The 24967-nt window shown below is 73.5% G+C and carries 23 protein-coding genes and 1 tRNA gene; 10 read left to right on the top strand and 14 right to left on the bottom strand.

What is annotated here, in order from left to right:
- Positions 1-38: 38 nt before the first annotated feature.
- The 5 genes from OG802_RS18220 to pdhA form a co-directional block, all read right to left on the bottom strand.
- The gene (locus tag OG802_RS18220; protein WP_329411812.1) at positions 39-1433 is read right to left on the bottom strand and encodes a molybdopterin molybdotransferase MoeA; all 1395 of its coding nucleotides are present in this window, start codon (positions 1431-1433) and stop codon (positions 39-41) included.
- Positions 1430-2359 carry an NTP transferase domain-containing protein gene (locus tag OG802_RS18215; RefSeq protein WP_329411810.1) on the bottom strand — a complete coding sequence of 310 codons (930 nt, stop codon included), beginning with the start codon at positions 2357-2359 and terminating at the stop codon, positions 1430-1432. Before OG802_RS18215 ends, OG802_RS18220 begins: the two co-directional genes overlap by 4 nt.
- A 91-nt stretch (positions 2360-2450) precedes the next feature.
- The gene (locus tag OG802_RS18210; RefSeq protein WP_329411808.1) at positions 2451-3800 is read right to left on the bottom strand and encodes a dihydrolipoamide acetyltransferase family protein; all 1350 of its coding nucleotides are present in this window, start codon (positions 3798-3800) and stop codon (positions 2451-2453) included.
- On the bottom strand, positions 3800-4804 hold the full coding sequence (locus OG802_RS18205; protein ID WP_329411807.1) for an alpha-ketoacid dehydrogenase subunit beta: 1005 nt from the start codon (positions 4802-4804) through the stop codon (positions 3800-3802). The genes OG802_RS18210 and OG802_RS18205 overlap by 1 nt, the downstream gene beginning before the upstream one ends.
- A complete protein-coding gene (gene pdhA / locus OG802_RS18200) occupies positions 4804-5937 on the bottom strand; it encodes a pyruvate dehydrogenase (acetyl-transferring) E1 component subunit alpha (protein ID WP_329411806.1) in 1134 nt (377 codons plus the stop codon). The genes OG802_RS18205 and pdhA overlap by 1 nt, the downstream gene beginning before the upstream one ends.
- 370 nt (positions 5938-6307) lie before the next feature.
- Between pdhA and OG802_RS18195 the strand changes: the two genes are divergently transcribed.
- Positions 6308-6787, top strand: a complete 480-nt coding sequence (locus tag OG802_RS18195) for an Lrp/AsnC family transcriptional regulator (RefSeq protein ID WP_329417160.1) — start codon at positions 6308-6310, stop codon at positions 6785-6787.
- Between the two features lie 80 nt (positions 6788-6867).
- On the opposite strand, the gene OG802_RS18190 is transcribed toward OG802_RS18195, so the two are convergent.
- Both OG802_RS18190 and OG802_RS18185 read right to left on the bottom strand, forming a co-directional pair.
- Positions 6868-7479: a TetR/AcrR family transcriptional regulator gene (locus tag OG802_RS18190; protein ID WP_329411805.1), complete on the bottom strand. Its 612-nt coding sequence runs from the start codon at positions 7477-7479 to the stop codon at positions 6868-6870.
- Positions 7476-8990, bottom strand: a complete 1515-nt coding sequence (locus OG802_RS18185) for a 3-hydroxyacyl-CoA dehydrogenase (protein ID WP_329411803.1) — start codon at positions 8988-8990, stop codon at positions 7476-7478. The genes OG802_RS18190 and OG802_RS18185 overlap by 4 nt, the downstream gene beginning before the upstream one ends.
- A 159-nt stretch (positions 8991-9149) precedes the next feature.
- On the opposite strand from OG802_RS18185, the gene paaN reads away from it, so the two are divergent.
- On the top strand, positions 9150-10844 hold the full coding sequence (gene paaN, locus OG802_RS18180; protein ID WP_329411801.1) for a phenylacetic acid degradation protein PaaN: 1695 nt from the start codon (positions 9150-9152) through the stop codon (positions 10842-10844).
- Between the two features lie 13 nt (positions 10845-10857).
- On the opposite strand, the gene OG802_RS18175 is transcribed toward paaN, so the two are convergent.
- From OG802_RS18175 to OG802_RS18165, 3 genes are read right to left on the bottom strand one after another with little or no spacing between them, the layout of a single operon-like run.
- The gene (locus OG802_RS18175) at positions 10858-11643 is read right to left on the bottom strand and encodes a TrmH family RNA methyltransferase (RefSeq protein WP_329411800.1); all 786 of its coding nucleotides are present in this window, start codon (positions 11641-11643) and stop codon (positions 10858-10860) included.
- Positions 11640-12923, bottom strand: coding sequence for an HTTM domain-containing protein (locus OG802_RS18170; protein WP_329411798.1), 1284 nt, complete (start codon positions 12921-12923; stop codon positions 11640-11642). Before OG802_RS18170 ends, OG802_RS18175 begins: the two co-directional genes overlap by 4 nt.
- Positions 12920-13579 carry a DUF5819 family protein gene (locus OG802_RS18165; RefSeq protein WP_443055268.1) on the bottom strand — a complete coding sequence of 220 codons (660 nt, stop codon included), beginning with the start codon at positions 13577-13579 and terminating at the stop codon, positions 12920-12922. Before OG802_RS18165 ends, OG802_RS18170 begins: the two co-directional genes overlap by 4 nt.
- A 763-nt stretch (positions 13580-14342) precedes the next feature.
- Here OG802_RS18165 and paaA point away from each other — a divergent pair.
- The 6 genes from paaA to OG802_RS18135 all read left to right on the top strand — a co-directional run bounded on the left by paaA (position 14343) and on the right by OG802_RS18135 (position 19371).
- Entirely contained in the window at positions 14343-15356 is a 1014-nt protein-coding gene (paaA, locus tag OG802_RS18160; protein WP_329411796.1) for a 1,2-phenylacetyl-CoA epoxidase subunit PaaA, read from the top strand.
- Positions 15353-15640 carry a 1,2-phenylacetyl-CoA epoxidase subunit PaaB gene (gene paaB, locus OG802_RS18155; protein ID WP_329411794.1) on the top strand — a complete coding sequence of 96 codons (288 nt, stop codon included), beginning with the start codon at positions 15353-15355 and terminating at the stop codon, positions 15638-15640. The genes paaA and paaB overlap by 4 nt, the downstream gene beginning before the upstream one ends.
- Positions 15637-16377 carry a 1,2-phenylacetyl-CoA epoxidase subunit PaaC gene (gene paaC / locus OG802_RS18150; RefSeq protein WP_329411792.1) on the top strand — a complete coding sequence of 247 codons (741 nt, stop codon included), beginning with the start codon at positions 15637-15639 and terminating at the stop codon, positions 16375-16377. The genes paaB and paaC overlap by 4 nt, the downstream gene beginning before the upstream one ends.
- On the top strand, positions 16371-16928 hold the full coding sequence (gene paaD / locus OG802_RS18145; protein WP_329411790.1) for a 1,2-phenylacetyl-CoA epoxidase subunit PaaD: 558 nt from the start codon (positions 16371-16373) through the stop codon (positions 16926-16928). Before paaC ends, paaD begins: the two co-directional genes overlap by 7 nt.
- The gene (locus OG802_RS18140; RefSeq protein WP_329411789.1) at positions 16928-18115 is read left to right on the top strand and encodes a 2Fe-2S iron-sulfur cluster-binding protein; all 1188 of its coding nucleotides are present in this window, start codon (positions 16928-16930) and stop codon (positions 18113-18115) included. Before paaD ends, OG802_RS18140 begins: the two co-directional genes overlap by 1 nt.
- Before the next feature lie 83 nt (positions 18116-18198).
- The gene (locus OG802_RS18135; protein ID WP_329411787.1) at positions 18199-19371 is read left to right on the top strand and encodes an acyl-CoA dehydrogenase family protein; all 1173 of its coding nucleotides are present in this window, start codon (positions 18199-18201) and stop codon (positions 19369-19371) included.
- 122 nt (positions 19372-19493) lie between these two features.
- Here the strand turns inward: OG802_RS18135 and OG802_RS18130 are convergent, their stop codons facing one another.
- The 4 genes from OG802_RS18130 to OG802_RS18115 form a co-directional block, all read right to left on the bottom strand.
- Complete coding sequence (locus OG802_RS18130) at positions 19494-19823, bottom strand: rhodanese-like domain-containing protein (protein ID WP_329417155.1); 330 nt, start codon at positions 19821-19823, stop codon at positions 19494-19496.
- Between the two features lie 275 nt (positions 19824-20098).
- On the bottom strand, positions 20099-20896 hold the full coding sequence (locus OG802_RS18125) for a hypothetical protein (protein WP_329411786.1): 798 nt from the start codon (positions 20894-20896) through the stop codon (positions 20099-20101).
- A gap of 279 nt (positions 20897-21175) precedes the next feature.
- The gene (locus OG802_RS18120; protein WP_329411784.1) at positions 21176-22642 is read right to left on the bottom strand and encodes a DUF2252 domain-containing protein; all 1467 of its coding nucleotides are present in this window, start codon (positions 22640-22642) and stop codon (positions 21176-21178) included.
- Positions 22643-23050: 408 nt separating this feature from the next.
- Positions 23051-23137 (bottom strand) — tRNA-Leu (locus tag OG802_RS18115).
- 423 nt (positions 23138-23560) lie between these two features.
- Between OG802_RS18115 and OG802_RS18110 the strand changes: the two genes are divergently transcribed.
- Positions 23561-24433: a DUF3662 and FHA domain-containing protein gene (locus tag OG802_RS18110; protein WP_329411782.1), complete on the top strand. Its 873-nt coding sequence runs from the start codon at positions 23561-23563 to the stop codon at positions 24431-24433.
- A gap of 10 nt (positions 24434-24443) precedes the next feature.
- Positions 24444-24962, top strand: a complete 519-nt coding sequence (locus OG802_RS18105; protein WP_256919310.1) for an FHA domain-containing protein FhaB/FipA — start codon at positions 24444-24446, stop codon at positions 24960-24962.
- Positions 24963-24967 lie beyond the last annotated feature (5 nt).

Genomic DNA, 24967 nt, shown 5'->3' with positions numbered 1-24967 from the left:
GAAACAAAGGCGGCGTTTCACGTGAAACACGCCCTGTTTCACGTGAAACAGGCGCCGATCCCGGCCGTGGTCCACGGCAGGTCGAGCACTTCCGCCTCCTGACCCGCCGGTGCGCCGCCCGGCGGTACGACGGCGAGGGCATCGGCCGCCGCGATGCCCCGCAGCATGGCCGGACCGTTGTAGTGCAGCGGCACGGCGTGGTCGCCCCGCAGCACCACCGGGATGAGCCGCGTGTCGTGCGGGTGCCCCTGTACGGACTCCCGCAGCGGCAACGTGTAGGGCTCGGGAGCCCCGCGGGAGGCGAGCGTGCGCAGCAGCGGTTCGGCGAGGGTGAGCAGGCCGGAGACGGCGGCGAGAGGGTTGCCGGGCAGACCGACGAGGTGCTGCCCCTCCTCGACCCGGGCCAGCAGCATGGGATGTCCGGGCCGCACCTTGACGCCGTCGACGAGGAGTTCGGCGTCGATCCGGCGCAGTGTGGGGTGCACATGGTCGACGGGCCCCGAGGCCGTGCCCCCGGTGGTGACGATCAGATCGGCGTCCGACGATGTGATGGCCTTGAGCAGGGCCTTCGCCTCGTCCCGGAGCCTGCGTACGGCGATGACCTCGGCGCCCTGGGCTCGCAGCCACGGCGGCAGCATCGGACCGAGCGCGTCCCGGATGAGGCCGTCGTGCGGCCGGCCCTCGGCGAGCAGTTCGTCGCCGAGCACCAGGACTTCCACCCGGGGCCGGGGCACGACGGTCACCGTGTCGTAGCCGGCGGCGGCGGCGAGACCGAGGACCGCCGGTGTCACCACCGCCCCGGCGAGGAGCAGTTGGTCGCCGGTGCGGCACTCCTGGCCGCGCGGCCGGATGTCCTGGCCGTGTTGCATCTCGCGGGTCGGATGCAGTCGGCCGCCGTCGTCGGTGCGGCCGTGCTCGCTGCGCAGCACCGCGGTGGTGTCCAGCGGGATGCGGGCGCCGGTGGCGATGCGGACGGCCTCGCCGTCGGCGAGGGGGGCGGGCGCGGAACTCCCGGCGAGCACGCCCTCCTCCCGTACGTGCCAGGGGCCGGGGCCCGCGACGGCCCATCCGTCCATCGCCGACGTGTCGAACGAGGGCAGGTCGGTGAGCGCGGTCAGCGGGGCGGCCAGCACCAGCCCCAGCGCGTCGCCGAGACCGACGGAGACGGGGGCGGGGCGGGCGCCCGGCCGGGCGGCGCGGGCGGCGATCGTCCGGGCTTCGGACCAGGCCGTGGCGCGGTGGCGCCGCTCCCCGGCCTCCCGGTGGCCGGCGTCCGCGGCCCCGGTGGACGGGGAGGGGGCGGATCCTCGCCGGTCGGGGCGGGAGCCGCCGGCCGGGCGGGCGGAGCCGTTGCCGTCCTTCACCAGGGCGAGCGCCTCCTCGACGTCGAGGTCCTCGGCGTCGAGACCCTGCCGGGCGCCGTGCGGGGTCATCCGGCGTCCGGTCCCGGGCCGTCGTTCCCGGCGGCCTCGTCCTGTCCGGCTCCCTGTCCGGCTTCCTGCCCGGCGGCCTCCTCTTCGGCCTCCTGGGCCCAGCGCAGGGCCAGCGCGGCGGCCTTGCGGGCGGCCTCGGCGACGGCTTCGGAGCCGCCTCCCGCCCGGGCGGCCGCGTAACCGACCAGGAAGGTCGTCAGAGGGGCGGCCGGCCGGGCCACGCCGTGGGCCGCATCCCGGGCGAGGTCGAGGAGGACGCCGGTGTCGACGTCGAGGTCGACGCCCAGTTCGGCCTTGACTGCGGAAATCCATTCATCCAGCACGTGGTCATGCTCCCTGATACGGGCCCTGGCGGTGGCAATGTCGTCCCAGGTGTCGCAGTCGAAGGCTCCGACCGGGTCGGGGACGCGGACGAGGTCGAGTCCGGCGGTGAGCCGGCGCAGGGGCAGCCCCGTGAGGCCGCCGTGGGCAGCGGTGAGCGCCGCCAGTCCGCGGCGCAGCGCGGCCGTGCGGTACGCGGCGACGAGCGGCTGGTCGCGGCCGTCCGCGTCGGTGAGGAGCGCGCCCTCGGCTCCGCCGGAACGCAGCGCGCTCAGCAGCCGCCGCAGGGCGTCGGGCGCGAGGAAGGGCAGATCGGCGGAGAGGACGAGGACGTCGTCCGCCGTGATGTGGCGCAGACCGGCGTCCAGCGCGGCGACAGGGCCCGCACCCGGCGGATTCTCGCGCGCCCAGCGCACGGGCCGGGCGGTGGGGCGGGGGGCCGCGACGACGACGGTGGCGCGGGCGTCGGCGCAGGCGTCGAGGACCCGGTCGAGCAGGGCGCGGCCGCCCACCCGCACGCCCGGTTTGTCGGCCCCGCCGAGCCGGCGGGCGCCGCCGCCGGCCAGCACGACGGCGTCGTGGGCGGCGGGCTCGTTCGAGGTCACCCTCCGAGTATGCGGGCCGGTCCCGGGGATTCGGACCCCCGGGACCACGGCGAACACGGAGAGGGCGGCGAGGGCGGCGGGGCGCCCCCGGTCACAGGGTGCGCAGCAGCACCGCCGGCTGCTCCACGCAGTCGGCCACATGGCGCAGGAAGCCGCCCGCCGTGCCGCCGTCGCACACCCGGTGGTCGAAGGTGAGCGAGAGCTGAACGACCTGGCGCACCGCCAGCTCGCCCTCGTGCACCCACGGCTTGGGGACGATGCGGCCGACGCCGAGCATGGCCGCCTCCGGGTGGTTGATGATCGGCGTGGAGCCGTCGACGCCGAACACTCCGTAGTTGTTCAGCGTGAAGGTGCCGCCGGTCAGGTCCGCGGGAGTGAGCCGTCCCTCGCGGCCGGCCTCGGTGAGCCGGGCGAACTCCGCGGTGAGCCCCTCGGCGTCCCGTGCGTGCGCGTCACGGACCACGGGCACGACGAGGCCCCTGTCGGTCTGTGCGGCGAAGCCGAGGTGGACCTGGTCGAACCGGACGATCTCGCGGGCGGCCTGGTCGACGGTGGAGTTCAGCTCCGGATACCGGGCCAGCGCCGCGGTGCAGATACGGGCGAGCAGCGCGAGGAGGGAGATCTTCGGCCCGCCCGCCGCGTTCATCGCCGTCCGGGCCCGCATCAGTTCGGTCGCGTCGGCGTCCACCCAGCAGGTCGCGTCCGGGATCTCCCGCCGGCTGCGCGACAGCTTGTCGGCGACGGCGCCACGGACGCCCTTGAGCGGCACGCGGCGTCCGCCGGCGAGGGCGGCGGTCCCGCCGGCACGCGGGGCCTCCTGCCCGGGCTCTTCGCGCGGCACGGCCACCCGCAGCGCGCTCTCGACGTCGGCCCGCAGGATGAGACCCTCCGGTCCCGAGCCCCTGAGTTCGCGCAGGTCCAGCCCGTTCTCCCGAGCGAGCCGGCGCACCAGCGGCGAGATCACGGGGACGGGCCCGCCGAGCGCCTCAGCCGGTGCGGCCGGTGCGGCCTGTGCGGCCGGGACCGCCGGGGCCGTGCCGTCGACCGCGACGGTGGCTTCGGCGGTGGCGGCCGGTTCCGGTCGCGCGGAGCGGACCCGGCGCCTGCGCGCGGGCGCCTCCGATGTGCCGTATCCGACGAGAACGTTGCCCGAGCCCCCGGTCGCGGCCTCGACCTCGGCTGCGCCGGAGGCCGGCGCGCCGACCGCGACCGTGATCAGCGGGGCGCCGACGGGCAGTTCCGTGCCCTCCTCGCCGAAGCGGGCGGTCACCACGCCCCCGTAGGGGCAGGGCACCTCGACCATCGCCTTGGCCGTCTCGACCTCGACGACCGGCTGGTCGACGGCGACCACGTCGCCGACCTGGACCAGCCAGCGCACGATCTCCGCCTCGGTGAGTCCCTCACCGAGGTCGGGCAGCTTGAACTCCAGCACCTGTGCCATCAGTTCCCGGCCTCCCACTGCAACCGCGCCACGGCGTCCAGGATGCGGTCGACGCCGGGCAGGTGGTGGCGCTCCAGCATCGGCGGCGGATACGGCAGGTCGAACCCGGCCACGCGCAGCACCGGCGCCTCCAGATGGTGGAAGCAGCGCTCGGTGACGCGGGCGGCGATCTCCCCGCCCGGGCCGCCGAAGGAGCCCGACTCGTGCACGACGACCGCGCGTCCGGTGCGCCGCACCGACGCGGCGACCGTCTCGTCGTCGAACGGGACCAGCGAGCGCAGGTCGACGACCTCCAGGTCCCAGCCCTCGGCCCGCGCCGCCTCGGCGGCTTCGAGGCAGACCGGCACCGACGGCCCGTACGTGATCAGCGTGGCGCTGCGGCCCTGACGCCGCACCACCGCACGCCCGATGGGCTCGACGTCCGTCGGCTCCTGCGGGTTCCAGGCGTCCTTGGACCAGTACAGGCGCTTGGGTTCGAGGAAGACCACCGGGTCGTCGGAGGCGATGGAGGCGCGCAGCAGGCCGTAGGCGTCGGCGACCGTGGCGGGCGTGACGACGTGCAGGCCCGGGGTGGCCATGTAGTAGGCCTCGGAGGAGTCGCTGTGGTGCTCCACGCCGCCGATGCCGCCGCCGTAGGGCACCCGGACGGTGATCGGCAGGGGCATCCGGCCGCGGGTGCGGTTGCGCATCCGGGCGACATGGCTGATGAGCTGCTCGAACGCCGGGTAGGCGAACGCGTCGAACTGCATCTCGACGACCGGCCGCAGACCGTACATGGCCATGCCGACGGCGGTGCCGAGGATGCCGGCCTCGGCGAGCGGGGTGTCCGTGCAGCGGTCCTCGCCGAACTCCTTCGCCAGCCCGTCGGTGACCCGGAAGACGCCGCCGAGGGCGCCCACGTCCTCGCCCAGGACGTGGACGGACGGGTCGTCGGCCATGGCGTCGCGCAACGCGCGCGTGAGGGCCTGCGCCATGGTGGCGGGCTTGAGGGCGACCGTCGTCATCAGTGCGCGCCTTCCTGCTCGGCCTCGAGCTCGGCCCGCAGCAGCGCCTGCTGCTCGCGCAGCTGAGCAGTGGGCTCGGCGTACACGTGCGAGAACAGGTCCATGGGGTCGAGGACCGGGTCCTGGTTCATCCGGGCGCGCAGGTCGGCGGCCATCTCCTCGGCGGCGTCCCGCGCGCACTGCCTGGCCTCGTCGTCGAGCAGCCCGCGCGCGGTCAGCTCGCGCTCCAGCAGCTGGATCGGGTCGTGCTCGCGCCAGGTCTCCACCTCGGCGTCACCGCGGTAGCGGGTGGCGTCGTCGGCGTTGGTGTGGGCGTCGATGCGGTAGGTGACCGCCTCCACGAGCGTCGGGCCGCCGCCCTCCCGCGCGCGGCGCACCGCGTCGGCGAGCACCTCGTGCACGGCGGCCGCGTCGTTGCCGTCGACCAGCCGGCCCGGCATGCCGTATCCGACGGCCTTGTGGGCCAGCGAGGGCGCGGCGGTCTGCTTGGCGAGCGGCACGGAGATGGCGAAGCCGTTGTTCTGCACGAGGAAGACGACCGGCGCCTGCCAGACGGCGGCGAAGTTCAGGGCCTCGTGGAAGTCGCCCTCGCTGGTGCCGCCGTCGCCGACCATGGCGAGCGCGACCACGTCGTCGCCCTTGAGGCGGGCGGCGTGCGCGAGGCCCACGGCGTGCGGGAGCTGGGTGGCGAGCGGGGTGCACAGCGGCGCCACCCGGTGCTCGTACGGGTCGTAGCCGGTGTGCCAGTCGCCGCGCAGCAGGGTGAGGGCCTCGACGGGGTCCACGCCGCGTGCGACGACGGCGAGGGTGTCCCGGTAGCTGGGGAACAGCCAGTCGCGCTCCTCCAGGACCAGCGCGGCGGCGACCTCGCAGGCCTCCTGGCCGGTGCTGGAGGGGTAGACGGCGAGTCTGCCCTGCTTGGTGAGCGCGGTGGCCTGGGTGTTGTAGCGGCGGCCGCGCACCAGCTGGGCATACAGCCGGCGCAGCAGCTCCGGGTCGGCCTGTGCGGCCGCGTCGGTGCCGAGGACGCGGTACGGCTCCGCGTCGGGCAGCAGCGGCGCGGGGTCGGTACGGGGCTGCCAGGCCGGCGGCGGAGTCGGCCGGTACGTGCCCCGCTGCTCCATGACCGTCATGACGGCACCTCCTCGGGGATGCGGCTACGGGAGGCGTGTCGGCTGTGACCCGCCTCACCTACCGATTGTTCGGTCGTCGGCACATTTTGGCTACAGGCCCCCTCAGGCTGTGGACAAACGGTTCTCCACAACCTGAGATGGACGCAGTACGTCCATGCGGGGAAGGCGGGGGGACATGGCACCTGAACAAATGGCCGAGGGGCCGGAGAACGGTGCCGCGATTCCGCCGGTCGGCCCCGCGCAGAGCGCGCCCCCGCCGACGGCCGGCACTGCGCCGTCCGGGGGACCCGGGCCGTCGGCCGGTCCTGTGCCGCCCGGGGGCCCGACGGCGGGACCCGCGCCGTCGGGCGGGCCGGCCCCGTCGACGGGGCTGCCGCCGCCGGCCGGCGCGTCGCTGCCGCCGGCGCGCCCGCTCGACGCCATCGACCAGGACATCCTGCAGATGCTCCAGGCCGACGGGCGCGCCTCGATACGGTCGGTCGCCGAACGGGTCCACGTGTCGCGGGCCAACGCCTACGCGCGGATCAACCGGCTCATCGACGACGGCGTCATCCGCGGCTTCGGCGCCCGTGTGAACCACGAGCGCGCCGGGCAGGGCACGAGCGCCTACATCACCCTGAAGATCGTGCAGAACTCCTGGCGGACGGTGCGCGAGCAGCTCAGACAGCTGCCCGGCGCCTCCCACATCGCTCTCGTCGGGGGCGACTTCGACGTCCTGCTGCTGGTGCACACGCCCGACAACCGGGCGCTGCGCGAGGTGGTGCTGACCCGGCTCCAGGCGATCCCGGAGGTGCTCAGCACCCGCACCCTGCTGGTCTTCGAGGAGGAGGACCTGGAGCCCCAGAGCTGAGCCGGGGGACGTGCCTCGGACCTGCCGGACCGGCCGCGCCCGCCGGTCAGGGCGTCCAGGGCGTCAGGACGTCCAGGCGTCTACGCGGCGGTGTCCGGGTCGGCCGGGGCCGTCCGCAGGCCCTCGAAGACCAGCCGCACCACGGCGTCCGCCACTTCGCTCTCGACCATCCCCCGGCCGCCGGGCCGGTACCACTCGACGATCGAGTTGATCATCCCGAAGACCAGGCGGGTGGCGAGCCGCACCTCCATGTCGCCGCGGACGTCCCCGTCGGCGGCGGCCGCGCGCAGCAGCTCGGCGACCCGGTGGTCGAAGTCCCGGCGCCGTTCCAGGGCCCAGCGCTCGGTGTCGGTGTTGCCGCGCACACGCAGCAGCAGCGTCACGTACGGCAGTTCGCCGATCAGCACCTCGACCATGCGCCGCACGACGTACTCCAGGCGGTGCGACGCCTGCCCCACGCGCGCGTGCTCCTCGCCGAGGATCCCGAACAGCCCGTCCAGTGCGCGGCTGACGGCCCGCCGCAGCAGTTCCTCCTTGCCCGCGACATGGTGGTAGATCGACGACTTGGAGATGCCGGCCGCCCGGGAGAGGTGCTCCATGGACGTGCCGTCGTAGCCGCGCTCGTTGAAGACCTGGACGGCGACGGAGAGCAGGGTCTCCGGGGTGTAGGTGTCGCGCTTGGTGGTGGTCACGACGCGCCCTCCCGCTTCTCGGTGGCGTAGGAGTGCCGGTAGAGCGCGAGGGACGGCGCGTAGCGGCCGCCGGGGTCGCGGTCGTGGAGGTCGTCCAGGAGCGAGTAGGCCCACATGCGGCCCAGCCTGCGGCTCCACTCGAAGGGGCCGAGGGGGTAGTTCACGCCCAGGCGCATCGCGGTGTCGATGTCCTCCTCGGTGGCGACGCCCTTGGCGACGGCGTCGTGCGCGAGGTCGACGATGCGGGCGACCGTGCGGGCGACGATCATGCCGGGGACGTCGCCGATGACGCTGACGTCCTTGCCGAGCGCCTGGAAGAGGCCGATCGCCTCGGACATGGTCTGCCCGGCGGTGTCCTGCGAGGCGGACAGGGCGATGCGGGTGGCCTTGCGGTAGTCCAGGGCCAGATCGAAGTAGACGACGTCCCGGAACTCCACGGAGGTCTGGCCGTCGGCGAGGGCCAGCTGACCGCCGCTGGGCAGGACCAGGCGGGTGCCGTGGTCCTCTTCCTCCTCGCGGACCTGGATGCCCGCCTCCCGGATCAGCGCGAGCAGCTCCGAGGCGGGGCCCAGGTCGCCCTCGGCGACGACGTAGGCGGGCGGCTGCGCCTTCTCCGCGGTGTGCGGTTCGGCCCGCTCGGCCCCCTCGCGGTAGTCGTACCAGCCCTGGCCGCTCTTGCGGCCGAGCCGGCCCGACTCGACGAGGCGGCGCTGGGCGAGGGAGGGCGTGAAGCGCGCGTCCTGGAAGAAGGACTGCCACACGGAGTGCGTCACCGACTCGTTGACGTCCTGCCCGATCAGGTCGGTCAGCTCGAACGCGCCCATCCGGAAGCCGCCCGACTCGCGCAGCACGGCGTCGATGGTGGCCGGGTCGGCGCCCTGCGCCTCGTATACGGCGAACGCCTCGGCGTAGAAGGGCCGGGCGATGCGGTTCACGATGAAGCCGGGGGTGTCGGCGCAGGCGACCGGCGTCTTGCCCCAGGAGCGGGCGGTCTCGTACGCGCGCGTGGCCGAGGTGACGTCGGTGGCGTACCCGGAGACGACCTCGACCAGCGGCAGCAGCGGCGCCGGGTTGAAGAAGTGCAGGCCCACGAAGCGGCCGGGGTTGCGCAGGGCTCCGCCGACGGCGGTCACCGACAGGGACGAGGTGTTGGTGGCGAGCAGACAGTCCTCGCCGACCACGTCCTCCAGCTGCCGGAACAGCTCCTGCTTGACGTCCAGCCGTTCGACGACGGCCTCGACGACCAGGGAGCAGTCGGCGAGGTCGGCGAGGTCCTCGGCGGCGTGCAGACGCGCGCGTGCCTCGTCGCGGTCACCGGCCGCGAAGCGGTCCTTCTCGACGAGCCGGTCGAGGCGGGCGCCGATCGCGGCGGCCGCTTCACGGGCCCGGCCCGGGACGGCGTCGTACAGCCGCACCGGGTGGCCCGCGACCAACGCGACCTGGGCGATGCCCTGGCCCATGGTGCCGGCGCCGACGACGGCCACGGGGCTGCTGAGGTCGAGTGCTGTCATGTGCGCGATCCTCCCGCACGGGGTTTTCCACAGATGCGGCAGGCCCCCTTGTCCCGACCGATCGTTCGGTTACTCTAGCGGTGACTGGCTGTTCCCGCCCAGGTTTCCGCCAGGCCATGAGCTCGACGGAGAGTTCTCAAGACGAGGAGTTGGTCCCGCATGGCCGCCGCCGAACTGACCGCGCACGCTCTGATCGCCCAGCACCGGCCCACCCTCGACCAGGCCCTGGAAGCGATCCGTACCCGCGCGTACTGGTCCCCGCACCCGGAACACCCCAAGGCATACGGGGAGAACGGCAGTCTGGACGCCGCGGCCGGCAAGGCCGCCTTCGACGCCGTCCTGAACACCCGCCTCGACCTCGGCCAGCCCGGCACCGACGGCTGGGTGGGCGGTGAGGTGTCGCCGTACGGCGTCGAACTGGGCGTGACGTACCCGCACGCGGACGTGGACGAACTGCTGCCCGCCATGAAGGCCGGACAGCGCGCCTGGCGCGACGCCGGCGCCGAGGTCCGCGCGGTGGTCTGCCTGGAGATCCTCAAGCGGATCAGCGACCGCACGCACGAGTTCGCGCACGCGGTCATGCACACCTCCGGCCAGGCCTTCATGATGGCGTTCCAGGCCGGCGGCCCGCACGCGCAGGACCGCGGCCTGGAAGCGGTGGCCTACGCGTACGCGGAGCAGGCCCGCACCCCCAACGCCGCGGAGTGGAGCAAGCCCCAGGGCAAGCGCGACCCGCTCACGCTGACCAAGAGCTTCACCCCGGTCCCGCGCGGCATCGCCCTGCTCATCGGCTGCAACACCTTCCCCACATGGAACGGCTACCCGGGCCTGTTCGCCTCCCTGGCGACCGGCAACGCGGTCCTGGTCAAGCCCCACCCGCGCGCGGTGCTGCCGCTCGCGCTCACCGTGGGCGTCGCCCGCGAGGTCCTCGCCGCGGCCGGCTTCGACCCGAACATGGTGGCGCTCGCCGCCGAACGTCCCGGCGAGGGCATCGCCAAGACGCTCGCCACCCGGCCCGAGATCAGGATCGTCGACTACACCGGATCGACCGCCTTCGGCGACTGGCTGGAGGCCAACGCCCGCCAGGCGCAGGTCTACACCGAGAAGGCCGGCGTCAACACGGTGATCGTGCACTCCACCGCGGACTACAAGGGCATGCTCGCCAACCTGGCGTTCTCGCTGTCCCTGTACAGCGGCCAGATGTGCACCACCCCGCAGAACCTGCTGATCCCCCGCGAGGGCATCCGCACCGACGACGGCCCGAAGAGCTTCGACGAGGTCGTCGCCGACCTGGCCCGCTCGGTCGACGGACTCCTCGGCGACGACGCCCGCGCCAACGCCCTCCTCGGCGCGATCGTCAACCCGGACGTCAAGGCGCGCCTGGAGGCGGCCGCGGGCCTCGGCGAGGTCGCCCTCGCCTCCCGCGAGGTGAGCAACCCGGACTTCCCGGACGCGGTCGTGCGCACCCCGGTGATCGTCAAGCTGGACGGGGCGAAGCCGGACGACGAGGCCGCCTACATGAGCGAGTGCTTCGGCCCGGTCTCCTTCGCCGTCGCCGTCGACTCGGCGGCCGACGCCGTCGCCCTGCTGCGGCGCACGGTGCGCGAGAAGGGCGCGATGACGGTCGGCGCGTACACCACCGACGGCGAGATGGAGGAAGCGATCCAGGAGGCCTGCCTGGAGGAGGCGGCCCAGCTCTCCCTCAACCTCACGGGAGGCGTGTACGTCAACCAGACGGCCGCCTTTTCCGACTTCCACGGCTCGGGCGGCAACCCGGCGGCCAACGCGGCCCTCACCGACGGCGCGTTCGTCGCCAACCGCTTCCGGGTGGTCGAGGTCCGCAGCCAGGGCTGAGCGTGAGGCGGCCCTAGGGAACGGGCCGGGCTGCGGGCCGCCCGCCCCCCTGGGCGCTCCAGTGGTACAGCGTCATGGCCACGCTGGTCGCGAGGTTGTAACTGGAGACCTGGGGGCGCATCGGCAGGGCGAGCAGATGGTCGGCCCGCGCGCGCAGCTCGGCGGAGAGCCCGCTGCGCTCGGAGCCGAACGCGAGGAGGGCGTCGTCGGGGAGCTTCACGCCCCGGATGTCGTCGCCCTCCGGGTCGAGGGCGAACACCGGGCCGGCGGGCAGCTCGTCGACGCCCGTCCGCTCCACGGCGGTCGCGAAGTGCAGTCCCGCCCCGCCCCGCAGCACGGTCGGGTGCCAGGGGTCGAGCGTCCCGGTGGTGAGCACGCCGGCCGCCCCGAAACCGGCGGCCAGCCGGATCACCGCACCCGCGTTGCCCAGGTTGCGCGGGTGGTCGAGGACGACGACGGGAGCGGTCCGGGGCATGCGCCGCAGCCGCTCCAGGTTGGCCGCACGCGTGGGCCGCACGGCCAGCGCGGCGACCCCGGTGGGATGCGGGCGCGGCACCAGGGAGGCGTACGTCGCCTCCGTGACCTCCGTCAGCAGAGCGTCCAGCGTCGCGCGCACGTCGGGGGCCAGTTCCCCGGCGAGGGCCAGGGCCGCGGGCCGGTCGACGGCGACCGCCACCGGCACCTCGGCCCCGAAACGCAGGGCGTGCTTGAGCGCGTGAAAGCCGTCGAGCAGCACCGCGCCGCCGGCGAGACGGTGCCACCGGCCGAGCGGATCGCCGCCGGTCACAGGGTCGGTCATGCCGTGAACCCTACGCGCGCGGGTGCCGCGTCATCCCCGTCCGCCGGCGCCTGCCCGGCCCCGCCCCCGTCGCCCCCGCCGTCGTCGCCCTGACCACCACGGCCGTCGCCGCTGCCGCTTGTGCCGTCGCGGCTGCGGCCGTCCCCGGAGAACGTCAGCTCACGCGCGCGTGCCGCCCAGCCGCCCAGCCGGTGCAGGAACGGAGTGGGCAGGAAGACGGCGTCGGTCGCGATCATCGCGAGCGAGAAGAACGGCAGCCCCAGCACGACGGCGATCACCGCGTGCTCGGTCATCATCACCGCCAGCAGAACGTTCTTCACCCGCCGGTTGAAGAGGGTGAACGGGAAGGCCACCTGCACGATGACGGTCCCGTAGGTGGCGATCATGACCATCGTGCCGCTGGCGGACAGCAGGTCGGCGAGCATCGGCCACGGCGAGAAGTAGTCCAGGTGCAGCGGGTAGTAGACGGCGGTGCCGTCCTGCCAGCGCGAACCCTGGATCTTGTACCAGCCGGCCGTCGCGTAGATCAGACAGGCCTCGACCATGATCACGACCAGTGCTCCGTTGTGCAGCACGTTGCCGATCACGTCGAACAGGATCCGCGGCTCCGCCGACCTCCTCAGCCGCCCGACGGCCCACCAGAGCCCCTGCACGCACCAGGCCGCCCACAGGAGCGCGGGAATCGTCCACTCGCTGTGGAAACGGTCCGTCACGGTCGCGACGACCAGGACACACCCCGACACGGCCCACAGCGCCGGGCCGACCCGGTCGGAGAAACGCTCCCCCCGCGCGTGGGCCTCCTGTTCGCGCCGGGCCCGCCGCGCGTCCAGCGACCACACCCGGCCGCAGCGCATGAACACCAGGTAGACCGACATCAGGTGCAGGACGTTGTCGCCGCCGTCGCCGACGAAGACGCTGCGGTTCTGCAGCGACAGCACGCCCACCATGAACAGCACCGACATCGCGCGGGTGCGCCACCCCAGCAGCAGCAGCGCGCCGGAGAGCAGCGCGAGCGCGTACACCAGCTCGAACCAGGCCCGCCCGTCGGACCACATCAGGACCGTGAACGCCCCGTTGGAGTCGATCAGCTGCCGGGCCAGCTCCCAGTTCCACGGGCCGTCGGGACCGTACAGCTCCGCACGGTGGGGGAACTCACGCAACAGGAACAGCAGCCAGGTCAGGCTGAAGCCGATGCGGACCACGGCGCTCTGGTACGGCCCGAGCGCCGACCCCGTGACACGGGCGATGCCGGCGGACACCGACAAGGAGACCCGGTTCACCGCGTGCCTCCGTCGATCGCGCGGTCCGGCACCGACCACCAGGACAGTTCGCGGTACACCGGGCTCGTCGACACCTTCTCGGTGCTCCATTTCGGCGGGGTCACGTTGATGGTCCGGGAGCGGACCTGGACCCGCTCGACGACACCGCCGCCCGCGGTCAGGCCGCCGCGCTCCAGACGCAGCACCACGATGCGGCGCAGATACGTCTCGGCGAGAGCGCCCCGGACGCCTACCGAGCGGTTGTCGTTGTCGTGCGTCGCGGTGAAGAAGTCCCACGCGCGGCGCAACTCGTTCTGCTGGGTGTGGCTCGGCACCAGGTTGGCGTCGATGGCGCGACCGTCCTGCGCGGACAGGTCGTACCAGCCGGTGGTCCGCGATCCGCCGTCCGCGGTGCGCACCTGCGCGCGGACCTGGACGGCGATGTTCTGCTGCAACGGGTTCGGCGCGAACAGTTTCCAGTTCTGCTCGAACTCCGGGTAGATCCAGTCGTCGATCGCCTTGCCGTGCGCCTTGGTGACCGTGTTCGACGGCGCGACGTGCAGGAACACCATGCCGACATGAAGGCAGACGGCGACCGCGACGACGGCGATCGCGAGCGCGGCGCACACCTGGTAGCGGGGGGAGAGGGCCGCCACCCCCGCCCGCGGCTCACGCACCCCGTCCCGCGAACCACCGGCCTCACCCGCACCGGCACCGGCCTCATGTGCACCGGTCTCATGTGCATTGGCCTCATGCGCATTGGCCTCAAAAGCCCTCGGCTCATCGCCCCGAGAGCCGCCCACCTCGAGGCCACCCGCCTCGGGACCATCGACCCCGGCGCCCCCTGCCTCGGCGCCCGCGGCCTGGGCATCACCCGCCCCGAGGACGTCGGTCCCCGCCCCCTCGGCCTCGGGACCACCGGCCTCCGGGCCGCCCGCTTCCGGGCCGTCGCCCCCGGCGGCACCACGTTCGGCGTGCGGACCGTCTTCGGCGCTCGCCTCTTCAGACCGCGGGCCGGGCAGGGCGCCGCCGGGGAGGGGGCCATCGGGCAGGGCGCCGTCGGAAAGTGCGGAGGCGCCCTCGGCGCGCGGTGGCCGCGCCTCCCCCGGTCCGCTGCGCCCCTGTGGAGCGCCGGAGCCTCCGTCGTACGCGTTCATCCCGCCCCGTTCCCCGATCCCGGTCGTCCTCGCGCTGCGTCACGCAATCGCGAACGGTACTCAGCATCACCCGTTCGGCGCAGCCCTCCCCCCGGCAGCGCCGGGAACGGGCCGGGGCGAAGCAGTTGTCCACAGGGGACGCCCGCAGGTTATCCACAGCGGTTGACACCATACGACGGCCGTCCCACCATGGAATCGCACGGACCGAACGATCGGTCGGGAGAAGGCTCGGGCAGAGCCGAGGCCACGGCGCCGGCCGAGGCCCTAGGTCAAGGGGGACCGCATGGCGACAGCAGCCGCGCACCAGACGGCCCGTACACGCGGGCACACCGGCCAGGCGGACGGCATCGGGGGCGACGAGGCGTACCAGCACGCCTTCGACGCCACCGTGGCCGCCGACGAGCGCATCGAGCCGCGCGACTGGATGCCCGACGCCTACCGCGCGACGCTGGTGCGCCAGATCGCCCAGCACGCCCACTCCGAGATCATCGGCATGCAGCCGGAGGCCAACTGGATCACGCGCGCGCCCTCGCTGCGCCGCAAGGCCATCCTCATGGCCAAGGTCCAGGACGAGGCGGGCCACGGGCTCTACCTGTACAGCGCGGCCGAGACCCTCGGCGCCAGTCGGGACGACCTGCTCGACAAACTGCACACCGGCCGCCAGAAGTATTCGTCGATCTTCAATTACCCGACCCTCACCTGGGCGGACGTCGGCGCGATCGGCTGGCTGGTGGACGGCGCCGCGATCACCAACCAGGTCCCCCTGTGCCGCTGCTCCTACGGCCCGTACGCGCGCGCCATGGTCCGCGTCTGCAAGGAGGAGTCGTTCCACCAGCGCCAGGGCTACGAACTCCTGCTGGCCCTCAGCCGCGGCACCCCCGAGCAGCACGCGATGGCCCAGGACGCGGTGGACCGCTGGTGGTGGCCGTCGCTCATGATGTTCGGCCCGCCCGACGACGAGTCCGCGCACTCCGCGCAGTCGATGGCCTGGAAGATCAAACGCCACTCCAACGACGAACTGCGCCGGCGCTTCGTCGACATCTGCGTCCCGCAGGCGGAGTCCCTCGGCCTGACGCTGCCCGACCCGGATCTGCGGTGGAACGAGGAGAGCGGCCACTACGACTTCGGCCCGATCGACTGGACCGAGTTCAAGGAAGTCCTCAAGGGCAACGGGCCGTGCAACGAGCAGCGCATCACGCAGCGCAGAAACGCACACGACGAGGGCGCGTGGGTACGCGAGGCAGCCGCGGCCTACGCGGCCAAGCACAGCCCCAGGACGGAAGTGGAGCAGGCATGACCGACACCGAATGGCCCCTGTGGGAGGTCTTCGTGCGCTCCCGGCGCGGCCTCTCCCACACCCACGCCGGCAGCCTGCACGCGCCGGACGCCGAGTTCGCGCTGCGCAACGCCCGCGACCTGTACACCCGCCGCGGCGAGGGCGTCTCCCTCTGGGTCGTGCCGTCCTCGGCGATCACGGCCTCCTCGCCGGACGAGAAGGACCCGTTCTTCGAGCCGGCCGCCGACAAGCCCTACCGTCACCCGACGTTCTACGAGATCCCGGAGGGGGTGAAGCACCTGTGACGCACGAGGCGCCCGCTCCCACCGCGGCCCGCACGGCCACCGTCGCCCTCGCCCTGGGCGACGACGCCCTGGTGCTCTCCCACCGTCTGGGGGAGTGGATGGGTCACGCGCCCGTGCTGGAGGAGGAGGTCGCGCTCGGCAACATCGCACTCGACCTGCTCGGCCAGGCCCGGATCCTGCTGTCGATGGCCGGCGACGAGGACGAGTTGGCCTACCTGCGCGAGGAACGGGCTTTCAGGAACGTCCAGTTGGTCGAGCAGCCCAACGGCGACTTCGCCCACACCATCGCCCGCCAGCTGTACTTCTCCACCTACCAGCACCTGCTGTACGACCGGCTCGCGGCCGGGCGGAGTCCGTTCGCGGGGCTGGCCGCCAAGGCCGTCAAGGAGGTCGCCTACCACCGCGACCACGCCGAGCAGTGGGCGCTGCGGCTCGGCGACGGCACCGAGGACAGCCATCAGCGCATGCAGCGCGCCTGCACGGCCCTGTGGCGGTTCACCGGCGAACTGTTCCGCCCCCTCGACGGCCTCGACCTCGACCCGGCCGACCTGGAACCGGCCTGGCTGGAGTCGGTGGGCGGCATCCTGGAGCGCGCCGGCCTGACGCCGCCCGAGGGACCTCGCACCGGGGCCTGGACAGCCGGAGCGGGCCGCGAGGGCCTGCACACCGAGTCGTTCGGCCGGATGCTCGCCGAGATGCAGCACCTGCACCGCAGCCACCCGGGGGCGACATGGTGACGCCGACCGCTCTGGAGGCGGAACTCCTCGAGGTCGCCGGCTCGGTGCCCGACCCCGAACTGCCCGTGCTCACCCTCCAGGAACTCGGCGTGGTGCGCTCGGTGCGCCTGCGCCACGAGAACGCCGTCGAGGTGGAGCTGACCCCCACCTACACCGGCTGCCCCGCGATCGAGGCGATGTCCCTGGACATCGAGCGGGCGTTGCGCGAGCACGGGGTGCGCGAGGTGACGGTGCGCACCGTGCTGACACCCGCCTGGTCGACCGACGACATCTCCGCCGAAGGCCGGCGCAAGCTGCGGGAGTTCGGCATAGCGCCACCGCGCACGGTGCGCGCCCCGGGACCGGTGCCACTGGCCCTCGGCCCGACCCGGTCCGGCCACAGCGCCGCCGACGCCCACGCCACGGCGGCCGCCGTGCCGGAACCGGTCCGCTGCCCGCTGTGCGGCTCCGCCGACACCGAACTGCTGAGCCGCTTCTCCTCCACCGCCTGCAAGGCGTTGCGCCGCTGCCTGGCCTGCCGTGAACCCTTCGACCACTTCAAGGAGCTGTGATGGCGCGTTTCCACCCGCTCCGCGTGGCCGCGGTGGACCGCCTCACGGACGACTCCGTCGCCCTCACCCTCGCGGTCCCCGAGGAACTGCGCGAGGAGTTCCGGCACGCCGCGGGACAGCACCTCGCCGTGCGCCGGGTCGCCGCCGCAACGGACACCGCCGTCGGCTCCGGGACGACCGTGAGCGCGGCCGGCACGGACGGCACGGACAGAGCGAGCAGTACGGCCGACATCGACGGGTCCGACGGGTCCGACGGGACCGACGGGTTCGACGGGTTCGAGGTGCGGCGGACGTACTCGATCTGCTCGCCCGCACCCGATCCGGGCGGCCCGGGGCCCAGCACCCTGCAAGTGGGCGTGCGGCTGGTCGAGGGGGGAGCCTTCTCCACGTACGCGATGAAGGAGATCGCCGTCGGCGACCGGCTCGACGTGATGACTCCCGCGGGCCGCTTCACCCTCGACCCCGCGCCCGGCCTCTACGCGGCGATCGTCGGCGGCAGCGGCATCACTCCGGTGCTGTCGATAGCCGCCACGCTGCTGGCCCGTGAGCCCTCCGCCCGACTCTGCCTCCTGCGCAGCGACCGGACGGCCGCCTCGACGATGTTCCTCGAAGAGGTCGCCGACCTGAAGGACCGCTTCCCCGAGCGCCTCCAGCTGGTCACCGTCCTGTCCCGCGAGGAACAGCAGGCCGGACTTCCCTCCGGGCGGATCGACCGGGAACGGCTGACCGCACTGCTGCCCTCGCTGCTGCCCGTGCGCCAGGTGGCCGGATGGTTCCTGTGCGGACCGCTCGGCCTCGTCCAGGGCGCCGAGCAGGCACTGCGCGCGATGGACGTCCCGCGGTCGCGGATCCACGAGGAGATCTTCCACGTGGACGCCGCACCGACACCGGCGCGGACGGCCGCGCCCGCCCACAGCACGGTGACCGCCCGGCTCGACGGCCGGGGCGGCAGCTGGCCCGTGCGGGCCGGGGAATCGGTCCTGGACACGGTGCTGCGCAACCGCCCCGACGCGCCCTACGCCTGCAAGGGCGGGGTGTGCGGCACCTGCCGGGCGTTCCTGGTCTCCGGCGAGGTGCGCATGGACCGCAACTTCGCGCTGGAGCCGGAGGAGACCGACGCCGGATACGTACTGGCCTGCCAGTCGCACCCGGTGACGGAGGCCGTGGAGGTCGACTTCGACCGCTGAGCGACGACCACCCGTTCCCTTCTTCTAGAACCTGTTCTATCTTGACGACCCGTCAGATCAGCTGACCGTCGGGAGGACAGGCCGTGGACTTCACCTTCACCGAGGAGCAGCAGGCCGCGGCCGAGGCGGCGCGGGGGGTTTTCACGGGGGTCGCCCCCGACGGCGTACCGAGCCCGGCGCTCACCAGGGGCGCCGTGGCCGACTCCTTCGACCGGGCGCTGTGGGAGCGGCTCGCGGCGGCGGACCTGCTCAGTCTGCTGCTGGACGAGGAGTACGGCGGCGCCGGCCTCGACGCGGTCGCGCTCTGCCTGGCGCTGCGCGAGTCGGCGAAGGTGCTGGCACGGGTGCCGCTGCTGGAGCACAGCGCCGCCCTGGCCGCCCTGCAGGCCCACGCCGGCCCGGAGCTGAGGTCGGCCCTGCTCGCCCGTGCGGGGCGGGGCGAGGTGGTCCTGACGGTCGCCGCCCACGGCCGCACCGGCCACGACCCGGCCGAACTCGCCGTCACCGCCCGCCTGGAGAGCGGCACGGGCGGCACGCGCGGCAAGGGCGGCAAGGGCGATGGCGCGTGGGTGCTGGACGGCGTGCAGACGGCCGTGCCGTGGGCGTACGACGCGGACTTCACCCTCGTACCGGCGCGCACCGGGGAGGGCCGCGGCATCCTCGCCCTCGTGCCGCGCGAGCACCCGGGGGTCGCGCTCGCCGAGCAGATCTCCACCACCGGCGAACGCCTCGGCGAACTGCGGCTGGAGTCGGCGCGGATCCCCGCCGTGGACGTCATCACCGCCGACGGCGCGGGGGAGCACCTGCGCACCCTGCTGGCCACGGGCACGTGCGCCCTGGCCCTCGGGCTGGGCGAGCGCGTGCTGCGGATGACCGCCGACTACACCAGCAAGCGGGAGCAGTTCGGTCACCCCGTCGCCAGTTTCCAGGCCGTCGCCGTGCAGACCGCCGACCGCTACATCGACCTGCGGGCGATGGAGGTCACCATGTGGCAGGCCGCGTGGCGGATCGCCTCCGGCGCGTCGGGCGCCCTGCCGGCGTCCGGGGACGTCGCCGTCGCCAAGGTCTGGGCCTCGGACGGCGTCCGGCGCATCGTGCAGACCGCACAGCATCTGCACGGCGGCTTCGGAGCCGACGTCGAGTACCCGCTGCACCGCTACCACGCCTGGGCCAAACACCTGGAACTCTCGCTGGGCCCGGCGGCGGCCCATGAAGAGGCGCTGGGCGACCTGCTCGCCGCCCACCGCCTCGCCTGACCCACGACGGCGTCCGTCCCGACCGCGCACCGCAGGACGGAGGACCGCAGGACGGAGGACGGAGGACCGGGACCCGGGGGACGGACCCGGCCCGAGGGGACCGGGATCCGGGGGACCGTCGGCTAGAGGACGAAGCCGGGCTCGCCCGCGTCCGTGACGACCGGACGGCCCGTGGCGGCCCAGGTCTGCATGCCGCCGTCGACGTTGACGGCCTCGATGCCCTGCTGCGCGAGGTACATGGTGACCTGGGCCGAACGGCCGCCGGAGCGGCAGATCACATGGATCCGTCCGTCCTGCGGAGCCGCCTGGGTCAGTTCCCCGTAGCGGGCGACGAACTCGCTGAGAGGGATGTGCAGCGCCCCCTCGGCGTGCCCCGCCTGCCATTCGTCGTCCTCGCGGACGTCCAGCAGGAAGTCGTCGTCCTTGAGGTCCCCGACCTCGACCGTGGGCACACCGGATCCGAAACTCATGCCCCCGACGCTACCCGACCCGGGCCGCGGCACGACGGCCCCCAAGACCGCGACCACGCTCCGTCCGCGCCACCGCTTGGCGCGGCACCACTCCGCGGCGCAGCACCCAGCCTCGCACCGGGCCCGCGCCGGGCCCGCGCCGGGCCCGGCGGTCGCCTGGCCGCCCGGTGCCGCCCGGTGCCGTCCTGCGCGGCCCGTGCCGGCCGGGTGGCCGTGCGCATCCGGCAGGTCGTCCGGCGCCACGAAACACGGCCTGGCTAGCCGGCCAGCTCGGCCAGTTCCGCCTCGCGTGCGGCGACGTCGGCGAGAAGCTTGTCGGCGATCTCGTCGAGGAGGCGGTCGGGGTCGTCCGGCGCCATCCGGAGCATCGAGCCGATCGCGCTGTCCTCCAGCTCGCGGGCGACCAGCGTGAGCAGTTCCTTGCGCTGGGAGAGCCACTCCAGGCGTGCGTAGAGTTCCTCGCTGGGGCTCGGGGGGCGCTCGGCGGGCGCGGGCCCGGCCGCCCACTCCTCGGCCAGCTCACGCAGCAGGGCCTCGTCGCCGCGCGCGTAGGCGGCGTTGACCCGGGTGATGAACTCCTCGCGCCGGGCCCGTTCCTCGTCCTCCTGGGCCAGGTCGGGGTGGGCCTTGCGGGCCAGTTCGCGGTAGAGCTTGCGGGCCTCCTCGCTGGGCCGGACCCGCTCGGGGGGCCGCACCGGCTGGTCCGTGAGCATCGCCACGGCCTCCGGGAACAGCCCCTGGTCGTCCATCCAGCCGTGGAACAGCTCCTCCACGCCCGGCATCGGCAGCACCCTGGCCCGCGCCTCGGCGGCCTTGCGCGCGTCCTCGGGGTCACCGGTGCGGGCCGCCCTGGCCTCGGCGATCTGCGCTTCCAGCTCGTCGAGCCGGGCGTACATCGGACCGAGTTTCTGGTGGTGGAGCCGCGAGAAGTTCTCGACCTCGACGCGGAAGGTCTCCACCGCGATCTCGAACTCGATCAACGCCTGCTCGGCGGCCCGCACGGCCTGCTCCAGCCGCGCCTCGGGCCGGGGCTGCTCAGCTTCGGGGGTCGTCACCCGCCCAGCCTAGGGCCTCCGCGGCGGATCACGCCGGACAGCCCCCGGACCGCGGCCCGGCCGGACGCCCGCGCAAGCGGTGCGCCCGCCCGCCAGGCCGACCCCGGGGCGACCGGCGCGCCCACCACCGCCGCCCCCACCGCCACCGGCCCACCGCACCGCCCCCGCTACCGCCGAAACACCACCTGCCCGCCGCAGCACCGCCCTATGGACGCCGCGATGCACAACGCCGCGACACCCCAACACCACGACGCCGCGACGCCGCGACGCCCACGTGGTTCAGACGCCCGTCTCGGCCGCGATCCTTCCGGCCCTGACGGCCGCGACGAGGTCCGAGTGGTCCGCCTCGCTCCGGTCGGCGTAGGCCACGGCGAACGCGGCGATCGCCTCGTCGAGTTCCTCGTTCTTGCCGCAGTAGCCGGCGATGAGCCGCGGGTCGGCGCTGTGGGAGTGGGCGCGGGCCAGCAGGGCGCCGGTCATCCGGCCGTAGTCGTCGACCTGGTCGGCGGCGAGCGCGGCCGGGTCGACGCTGCCCTTGCGGTTGCGGAACTGCCGTACCTGGAAGGGGCGTCCGTCGACCGTCGTCCAGCCCAGCAGGACGTCGCTGACGACCTGCATGCGCTTCTGTCCCAGGACCACCCGGCGGCCTTCGTGATCCACCTCGGGCGTCTCGAAGCCGGCGGTCGCCAGGTGCGGGACCAGCGCCGACGCACGGGCCTCCTTGACCTGGAGGATCAGCGGCTCGCCCCGGTGGTCCAGCAGCAGGACCACGTACGACCGCGTGCCCACGCTGCCCGTGCCGACGATGCGGAAGGCGACGTCGTGCACCGCGTGACGGGCCAGCAGCGGATGACGGTCCTCGGACACGGTGGTCAGATAGTGCTCCAGGGACGCGGCCACCGCGTGGGCCTCCGCGTCCGGGACCCGGCGCAGCACCGGCGCCGCGTCGACGAAGCGGCGGCCGCCGTCCTGCGTGGCCTCGGTCGATCGGGCCGCGAACCGTCCGCTGGTGTTGGCCCGCGCCTTCTCCGAGACGCGTTCCAGGGTGCCGAGCAGGTCGTGGGCGTCGGCGTGGGAGACCAGCTCCTCGTCGGCGATGGCGTTCCACGCGTCGAGCGCCGGGAGCTTGGCCAGCAGCCGCATGGTGCGCCGGTAGGAGCCGGCCGCGCCGTGCGCCGCCCGGCGGCAGGTGTCCTCGTCCGCGCCGGCCTCCCGGCCCGCGAGCACCAGGGAGGCGGCGAGCCGCTTGAGGTCCCACTCCCAGGGGCCCTCGACCGTCTCGTCGAAGTCGTTGAGGTCGATGACCAGACCGCCCCGGGCGTCGCCGTACAGGCCGAAGTTGGCGGCGTGGGCATCCCCGCAGATCTGGGCGCGCACGGCGGTCATGGGGGTGCGGGCGAGGTCGTGGGCCATGAGACCGGCGGAGCCGCGCAGGAAGGCGAACGGGGTCGCGGCCATCCGGCCGACCCTTATCGGCGTGAGCTGCGGGATCCGGCCCCGGCCGGACTCCTCGACCGCCGCCACCGCGTCCGGCCGGGAGGTGTCCAGGACGAGTCCGGCGTGTGCCGACCGCGGCACCCTGTCCCGCAGCCCCCGGCCCACCGCCTTGGGCGACACGGGAGCCCCGTCCGTTCCCGCGCCGTCGCGACGCCCGGCGGGCCACTCGGCGAACCCCCGCACCCGGGGCAGCCTGCGCGCCTCACCCGTTCCCGCACCCGCAGCCGGACCCTCGGCCTCGGTCGCCATGACCGCCTCCCCCGCACACGTACGCCCGCCGCCCGGCGAGCCGAACATCAACTCGTGGGCAGACCGTACAGCCGCAGGCACAGACCCGTCAGACCCCCGCGGGATCGACCCCCTCCAGGTCGCCCCAAGCGGGATGTTTCACGTGAAACACGGCCGCTTCCCCACCCGCGCCCCCACCGGCCACAACGCTGAGATGTTCCTCACACACGGTGAGCGACCATGGCCTGTACCAACCCGCACTCGCCCACCGCGCCGCCCTCCCCGCGCTCACCCAGCCACCGCGCCGCTCACGCCGCTCTCGCCGCTCTCCCCGCGCTCGCCCGCTCCGGACGGGCGAAAAGCCCCGCGGTCCAAAAGCGCCTGGACATGCGAAAGCCCCGTAGGTCCGAGACCTACGGGGCTTTCAGCTGGTGCGCGAGGGGGGAGTTGAACCCCCACGCCCTTTCGGGCACTGGAACCTGAATCCAGCGCGTCTGCCTATTCCGCCACCCGCGCATTGGGTGTGTCCTCGGGCTTGTGGGCTTTTCGGCCTGCCGCCTTCCGACACGCAGAACATTAGCACGCGGTCCAGGGTGCGTTCACATCCCTTTTCGGCGGGCAGGGAGCAGGTGGGGACCCGTCCACGGCCCCGTACGTCTCGGCCCTGACTGGTTCACGTATCAACCTCGTACCTATGGCGGCCGTCTCCCCGGGAGCCGGACGAGGAGCACAGTCAGGTGCGGGACACTGGTCCATGGCCGCCTCTACGATCCTGGGCAGCAGTGAGTGGGAGAAGCAGGTGGGCGAGAGGGCGTCGACACCCGTCGACGGGGCCGACAGGGGGAACCAGCCGATTCACCCGCGCGTGGATACGATCAGTAAGCAGTACCAGGTAAGCAGCACGGTTCGGGACGGCAGCCACTACGGAGGAGGTGCCCCATGGGAGTCCTGAAGAAGTTCGAGCAGCGTCTCGAGGGTCTGGTCAACGGCACCTTCGCCAAGGTCTTCAAGTCCGAGGTCCAGCCCGTGGAGATCGCCGGCGCGCTCCAGCGCGAGTGCGACAACAACGCCACCATCTGGAACCGCGACCGCACGGTCGTCCCCAACGACTTCATCGTGGAACTGAGCACGCCCGACTACGAGCGCCTCAGCCCCTACTCCGGCCAGCTCGGCGACGAACTGGCCGGCATGGTGCGCGACTACGCCAAGCAGCAGCGCTACACCTTCATGGGACCGATCAGGGTCCACCTGGAGAAGGCCGACGACCTCGACACCGGCCTCTACCGGGTGCGCAGCCGCACCCTCGCCTCCTCCACCAGCCAGGCGGACGACGCACCCGCCGCCGGCCGGCCGCGCCCCGGCGGCGCCGCCTACCCCGGCGCCGGCCCGGCAGCCGCTCCGCCCATGCCGTCCGCCCCGCCGCCCGGCGCCCCCGGCGCCCGGCCCGGCGGCTACGGCTACCCGCCCGCCCCCGGCGCCCAGCGCCCCGGAGCGGGCGCCGGACTCGCCGGAGCCCCACAGCCCGGGTCCCGCACCCGCCACTGGATCGAGATCAACGGCACCCGCCACCAGATCTCCCGCGCGACACTCGTGCTGGGCCGCAGCACCGAGGCCGACGTGCGGATCGACGACCCCGGCGTCTCCCGCCGGCACTGCGAGATCCGGACCGGTTCGCCCTCGACGATCCAGGATCTCGGCTCCACCAACGGCATCGTGGTGGACGGGCAGCACACCACCCGCGCTACGCTCCGCGACGGCTCGCGGATCGTCGTGGGCAGCACCACCATCATTTACCGGCAAGCCGAAGGGTGAAGCGGGGGCAATGTCAGAGCTGACCCTCACGGTCATGCGGCTGGGTTTCCTGGCCGTACTGTGGCTGTTCGTGATCGTGGCCGTGCAGGTCATCCGCAGCGACCTCTTCGGTACGCGTGTCACCCAGCGCGGCGCGCGCCGAGAGGCGGGACGGGCCCAGCAACAGGCCCAGCGCCAGCAGGCGCCCCCGCAGCAGCGCCAGCAGCCGGCCGCCGCCGGCCGCACGCGCCGCAACGCACCGACGAAACTGGTGGTGTCCGAGGGCACCCTCACCGGCACGACCGTCGCACTCCAGGGCCAGACCATCACCCTGGGCCGGGCGCACGACAGCACGATCGTGCTGGACGACGACTACGCCTCCAGCCGCCATGCCAGGATCTACCCGGACCGCGACGGCCAGTGGATCGTCGAGGACCTGGGCTCCACCAACGGCACCTATCTCGACCGATCGCGACTGACGACTCCCACACCGATCCCGCTGGGTGCGCCGATCCGTATCGGCAAGACCGTCATCGAGCTTCGGAAGTAGTGCTA

It is taken from the genome of Streptomyces sp. NBC_00704 (assembly GCF_036226605.1).
Classification (GTDB): Bacteria; Actinomycetota; Actinomycetes; order Streptomycetales; family Streptomycetaceae; genus Streptomyces.
Note: the sequence above shows the minus strand (reverse complement) of the source record. Positions and strands in the feature narration are given on the sequence as shown.